This is a genomic window from Mastigocoleus sp. MO_188.B34 (assembly GCF_030065675.1).
Taxonomy (GTDB): Bacteria; Cyanobacteriota; Cyanobacteriia; order Cyanobacteriales; family Nostocaceae; genus Mastigocoleus.
Genome location: NZ_JASJDK010000228.1, coordinates 1 through 5,679 on the forward strand (window position 1 = coordinate 1; position 5,679 = coordinate 5,679).

General features: G+C 38.4%; 5 protein-coding genes. 1 reads left to right on the forward strand and 4 read right to left on the reverse strand.

Annotation, left to right across the window (positions count from 1 at the left end; translation table 11 throughout):
- Positions 1-697: 697 nt before the first annotated feature.
- A complete protein-coding gene (locus tag QNJ50_RS28345) occupies positions 698-1,402 on the reverse strand; it encodes a hypothetical protein (protein ID WP_300642514.1) in 705 nt (234 codons plus the stop codon).
- Between the two features lie 258 nt (positions 1,403-1,660).
- On the opposite strand from QNJ50_RS28345, the gene QNJ50_RS28350 reads away from it, so the two are divergent.
- Positions 1,661-2,125 (forward strand): hypothetical protein, encoded by a 465-nt coding sequence (locus QNJ50_RS28350; protein ID WP_300642517.1) that lies wholly within the window; start codon positions 1,661-1,663, stop codon positions 2,123-2,125.
- An 80-nt stretch (positions 2,126-2,205) separates the two neighbouring features.
- On the opposite strand, the gene QNJ50_RS28355 is transcribed toward QNJ50_RS28350, so the two are convergent.
- From QNJ50_RS28355 to QNJ50_RS28365, 3 genes are all read right to left on the reverse strand, one after another.
- On the reverse strand, positions 2,206-3,012 hold the full coding sequence (locus tag QNJ50_RS28355; RefSeq protein ID WP_300642519.1) for an ABC transporter ATP-binding protein: 807 nt from the start codon (positions 3,010-3,012) through the stop codon (positions 2,206-2,208).
- 116 nt (positions 3,013-3,128) lie between these two features.
- On the reverse strand, positions 3,129-4,172 hold the full coding sequence (locus QNJ50_RS28360; protein ID WP_300642522.1) for an ABC transporter substrate-binding protein: 1,044 nt from the start codon (positions 4,170-4,172) through the stop codon (positions 3,129-3,131).
- Between the two features lie 46 nt (positions 4,173-4,218).
- Positions 4,219-5,076, reverse strand: a complete 858-nt coding sequence (locus QNJ50_RS28365; RefSeq protein ID WP_300642525.1) for an ABC transporter permease subunit — start codon at positions 5,074-5,076, stop codon at positions 4,219-4,221.
- Positions 5,077-5,679: the final 603 nt, after the last annotated feature.

Sequence of the window (5,679 nt, forward strand, 5' to 3'; positions counted from 1 at the left end):
GTGGATTAAATATAGCGGTTTTCATTTGAATCAAATACATTTTCTAATTCCCAAATGTAGAGACGTAAAATTTTACGTCTCTACGAGGTGTACTACACTCAACCGAAAACCGCTATAAATTATAAAAGTAGGGTGCTGTTAGCATCGCGTAACGCACCATTCCAAATTTCAGAATTACAGATTATTAAATTCTCATTCCTTAAAATTCTTCTGCTTCCTCTATTCCCTGTTCCCTGTTCCCCGTTCCCTTTTATAAAAAACCTGGTCTAAATACATTTAGCTTTAGACCAGTATAAATAGTTAGTAAAAAAAATTTGATTCTTAAGGAGTGCAATTACCCAATTTAAATTTTTATTAATGTCACTAGTATAAGTGTCAATCACCTCAGACTGTTCTGATGGATGGTTTCGCATCCCCTCGATGACTGCAAAATGGGGGAAACGGCAAAAACCCCACAACACTTTTTTTGACATTTCTCAACTGAGTTTTTACCCCAACAGATGTTAAATGTAACAATCTCATGTTTAACAATCTCATAACTAGTTGCTTCCCTGACGCCGTTCTCCTTTGGTAAGCAATCAGCAGGACAAACAGCATAACACCTGCTCTAGCAAATGCAACATAAATAATGCTATTTAAATTGCATATTTATATTTTGGGACAATGATCGAAAAAAGAGATAAATAATACAGACTACTTAAATATTCTTTTGCAAACTTAACAGACGTTGCTGTTGTTGCTCCCGATTAAATTGTTTTTGTTCTGCACTCAAAAGACTGTATTCAATTGGAGGACGCATATCCCATTGCATTTCAGCAAGTAGCAGCAAACTTACTGACATTACTAAACCAGTACTCAAGAATTGCCAGCCAGAAAATAAAGGCAAAATTCCAATTCCAAGCAAATGTATGATCGCCATTAAAAGAAAGGCACGCGATCGGACTGCTAATGCAGTAATGATATATCCAAGGGCACACAAACTCAACCATATGGGGCATAAATTGATTAACACTTGTGCCCAACCCAAAAAAATACCCAAGTCAGTGATAACAATACCACCAAACATTAAGACGAACCAAGAATAAACCAGCCAGCGCAGCCGTTCAACGCTAACCCAGAACCAAGTTAGCAACATCATCCCCAAGGTTCCAAATGCAGAAAAAGTCGACCAAATAATAGCTTGTGTTTGCCAACTAAGGGCTAAAAATTGGGCAGAGATAAATATTGCGCCACAAATTAATCCCCAAAGGATAAATACTTGATCTATTCGCGTATAAAATCCTGAAAAAATAGTTACTTTACCAATTTTGGCATTGATGCGTAATAACCCTTGTAAATCTTGAAAATCTAAATCTTGCTGCTTTTCGCGTAGGAGCGGCTGAGTCAATGGGATAAAAGTCATTAACTTCTCGCGTGGTTTGTAAACACACCTATATGTTATTAACAATATATTAATAAATATTAACAAAACTTTGCAAGTTTTTACTAATAAAAAATGCCAATAGCGATCGCCAGGATACCCCTTAGTAGCTTTAGAAGTGCTAAACCATTGTTATGGGCTCTTAAAGCTGTAGCAGCAACATCGATAGAAATCAGCTAAAGTCCATTTGAAGACATTCCTAGGTGGAGCAAGGGAAACCAAAATTAGGAGTATATTTAAATGTTTTCCAAAAAAATATTTTGGAAGTTTGCAGTTAGTGCTGTAGTAGTACCTGGTTTTTTAGGACTTGGGGTAGCACAAGCATCTGTTACTAAAGAACTTGATAAACAGCCCTCCTCACAAGAGATCAATCAAAACCTGGTTAACTTCACTCAAACTCCTGACATTCAACACCTTGAAGTCGATAGCTTGTCATTGGAGGTTGAACCAGAATTAGGGATTGAACCAGAGGTAGATGGTGAAGAGCTAGAGCAAACGAAAAGCAACTACCACTACAAACATCATCATCACAAAAAGCGGCGACACCATTACAAAAAATATAGACGCCCTTGTCGGACACGGAGATACTATCGCCCGAAAAAAGTCTATTACCGCAAACGTCGTTCCAGAAACTACTATCACAACAACGTTAATTATCGGCGTTATCCCAAGAAGCACCACAACAGGAATTACTACGGATACTAAATCTACCTCCATGTAGAATCCATTGAAATACTTATGATGCTTCCAAGACTAGAACTGGTGAAGTGAGGCAAAACCCTCAGTTAATCTTGATGGATACTAGCAACTAACTGCTCTCGCATGTGAATAAATTCTGGTGTTACCCGTAAACTAGCAGCAGATTGTTCTTTCAATCCGTGGGCAAAAGGATTATCTACAATTTTGACGATTCTTCCAGGACGTGCGTGCATCACTACAATACGAGTAGATAAAAGCAAAGCTTCTTCAACGTCATGGGTAATGAAAAAAATCGTCTTTTGGGTGCGTTCCCAAATACCTTGTAAATGGCTTTGCATGGATTCCCGAGTCAAAGCATCTAAAGCACCGAAAGGTTCATCCATCAAAACTATTTTTGGATCTGCAGCAAGTGTCCGAGCGATCGCCGCTCTTTGCTGCATTCCTCCAGAAATTTGGTGGGGTAATAACTTTGCAGCATCTATTAAACCCACCATATCCAGGTAATAAGAAACTTTCTTTTTGCGTTCTAGTTTTGATAACCCTTGCATTTGAGGACCAAACTCGACATTTTTTGCAATACTCAACCAAGGAAATAAATTGGGACGTTGAAATACTACCCCCACATCCGCATCGGGTTTAACATGTCGTTTCCCAGATACATTGACATAACCTGTTGTTGGTGGTTGGTATCCTGCCAAAACTCGCAATAAAGTAGTTTTACCACACCCAGAAGATCCCAGTACGCATACGAAATCTCCCAAATTCATATCTAGGTTAATATCTCGTAATACTTCCGAGCGATCGCTCCCAGAACCGAAGGTTACACCAATACCTTCCAGCTGACAGATGGTATTTTTTTCCAGCGAACTGCTTTGTTGTGAATATACTTCCATATATTTATCCTGGGTGCTAATACAAAACTAAAATGCAAGTTAGAAATTGCTAAGGGAGAAGGAAAGGAGCAAGTGATAAACAATTAACTACAAGAGTTTATAGCTGCAGTTCATAACTACAAGAACTCATTGCGAATCGCCGATTGATAAGTTTTGAGGTCAGGTGCGGATGATATTGTGTTCTGAGCAACCATAAATTGGGCAGATTCCTCTAGGACTCCGGCAAAGTTTCCGATATTACCAGGTTTACCTAAATATTTTGCATCTGCTTGTTCGTCTGAAGTTAACCAGATCAGTTTATTCATCGCTTCTAGGCTTTGTTCTGGGCTGATACCCATTTCTTTAGAGATTTGTTTGCTGGCTTCTTCTGGGCTTTTACGGTATAAATTAACGGCTTCGTCCAAAACTTCTACATACTTTTTCATCGCATCGGGATATTTGTCAGCAAACTCTTTGCGTACTACCCCTAAATCAGCTGTAACGACTCCTCTTTCTGCCATATCAGCTGAAGTTACCAAAATTTTTCCATTACTTTCTACCATTTTGGGTAAATTAGGATACCAGATATAGCCGCCATCAATATCACCTCGCTGCCAAGCTGCGACCATATCTTGGGGCTGCAAATCTAAGATTGTTAATTCCTTTTCCCCAATTTTTTCTAGTTTCAGTAGGGAGAGAAAAGTAAAGTGGCTGGTAGATCCAAAGGGAACTGCAATTTTCTTTCCACGAATATCACTAATAGTATTAATATTCTTTTTTACTACCAGGGCTTCAGCCTCACCAATTACACTATGAATAAAATAAGGCTGATAAGGTAATTTTTGGGCAACACCTACAGCAACTCCCACCGAACCGATTAATCCGACATCGATTCCACCGGAAGCCATGGCTGTGTTCACATCTCTACCGGAATTGAAACTGATATATTTTACGTTGACCTTGGAATCTGTAAAGGCTTTCTCTGCTAGACCTGCAGCTTTAGCTAATAGTTCTGCATTAGCAGATACTTGATAGCCAATGCGAATTTCTGGCGGCATTCCTGCACCAGATGTAGTATTTTCATCAGTTGGGGTAGATTGGGAATTACCGCAGCTAGATACAAGTAAGGTTCCACCCAATCCTGCTAATCCGAACAGAACGTTTCTTCTTTTTAAACGCATATTTGGCGAATTTTCACTTTTGGTATTTACTAGCAAATAGTATGGCTTATGAGTCGTGACCGATCCAGGGTAACTGAGTTTTTTCTACCCAACGAATGCAAGCATCGATCGTGATCGCGATGATACCCATAATAATGATGCCGACAAAAATCTGATCGCTTCTAAGAAATTTACTTGCATCTAATACCATCCAGCCGATACCAGAAACTGCCGCCACCATTTCTGCTGCTACTAGGGTAGTGTAAGTAAATCCAATCGCCGTGCGCAATCCGGTAAATAAGTCTGGCAAAGAAGAAGGAAAAATTACAAAAGTAAATACTTGCCAAGGAGAAGCACCCAAACTCAGAGAAGCATTGATGCGATCGCGAGGTATTCTTTGGACTCCAGATACGGCTGCAATATATAACGGTGCAAATGCTCCTAAATAAAGTAGGGCTATTTTAGAAGGGTTTTCTATCCCTAGCCAGATTACTAACAATGTATAATATGCGAGTGGTGGCAAAGGGCGATAAAATTCAACAATTGGATCGAGTGCTGCCCGAATCGGTTTAGAAAAACCAGACAACATCCCCAAAGGTATTGCTGTGACAATTGCTAACACTAAAGCAAATACCAAGCGATACATACTTTCCCCGATGTGGAAAATCAATGAATTTCCTTTATAGCCGTTTTGCCAAATATCTATAAATGCAGTCCAAACTTTCGTTGGAGATGGTAAAAATAATGGACTGACTAATTCTTTTTCTGTCACCATCGTCCAAGCAGTAAATATGATCGCCACAGTAGTCAAAGAAATAATCCGTTCTCGGGTTAAGATTCCTTGGAAAGAGAATGATTTTTTCCCATTCAGTTTCTTGTTGGGTGGAGAAAATTGATTTGTTGCTTCTTTGTCTTTCAAGTCCATGATTAATTGGGTTTATACCCGGTATATCTACAAACAGGAATATATTTTTTTATAGCTTGAAGCCTAAACGGAAACATCTCCGCTCAAGCGATATTACTTTATTTGCATGGAATATACTTTCCCATAGCTTCTAATTAATTTATTTCGAACTGTACGCCTTTGTTTATCCTAGTAATAATTTACATATGAGGCACGTACATGCATGTCATTTGATTTACTCAAGCATTTAAACTGAAGAAAAATTTAATTACTATGGATCAAAGCTAGCGCATTTTCACGCGATCGCTTCAAACACGCAATCTATTGTTTTTTAAATACTAGTAAAGTTTAAATCAATAAATTTAAATCAATAAAATATAATCTTAAGTCTAATAAGGTTAAGCCTATGGTTTAATAAAATATAATTTTCTTCAAAGTAAATGGAGAACTATGGATAAGGTACAGAAATATCCTAATCCAAAAACGTATTAACGGGACTTAGACAAAAAACAAGGAGGAAAAAGCCTCAAAGGCAGTCAGGGCAAGTAATATACGTCAAAGCCTAAAAAATCGCTCTTAGCGGAGCGTGGCGTTAGCCATAACCTAGATATATCAAGAAAACAA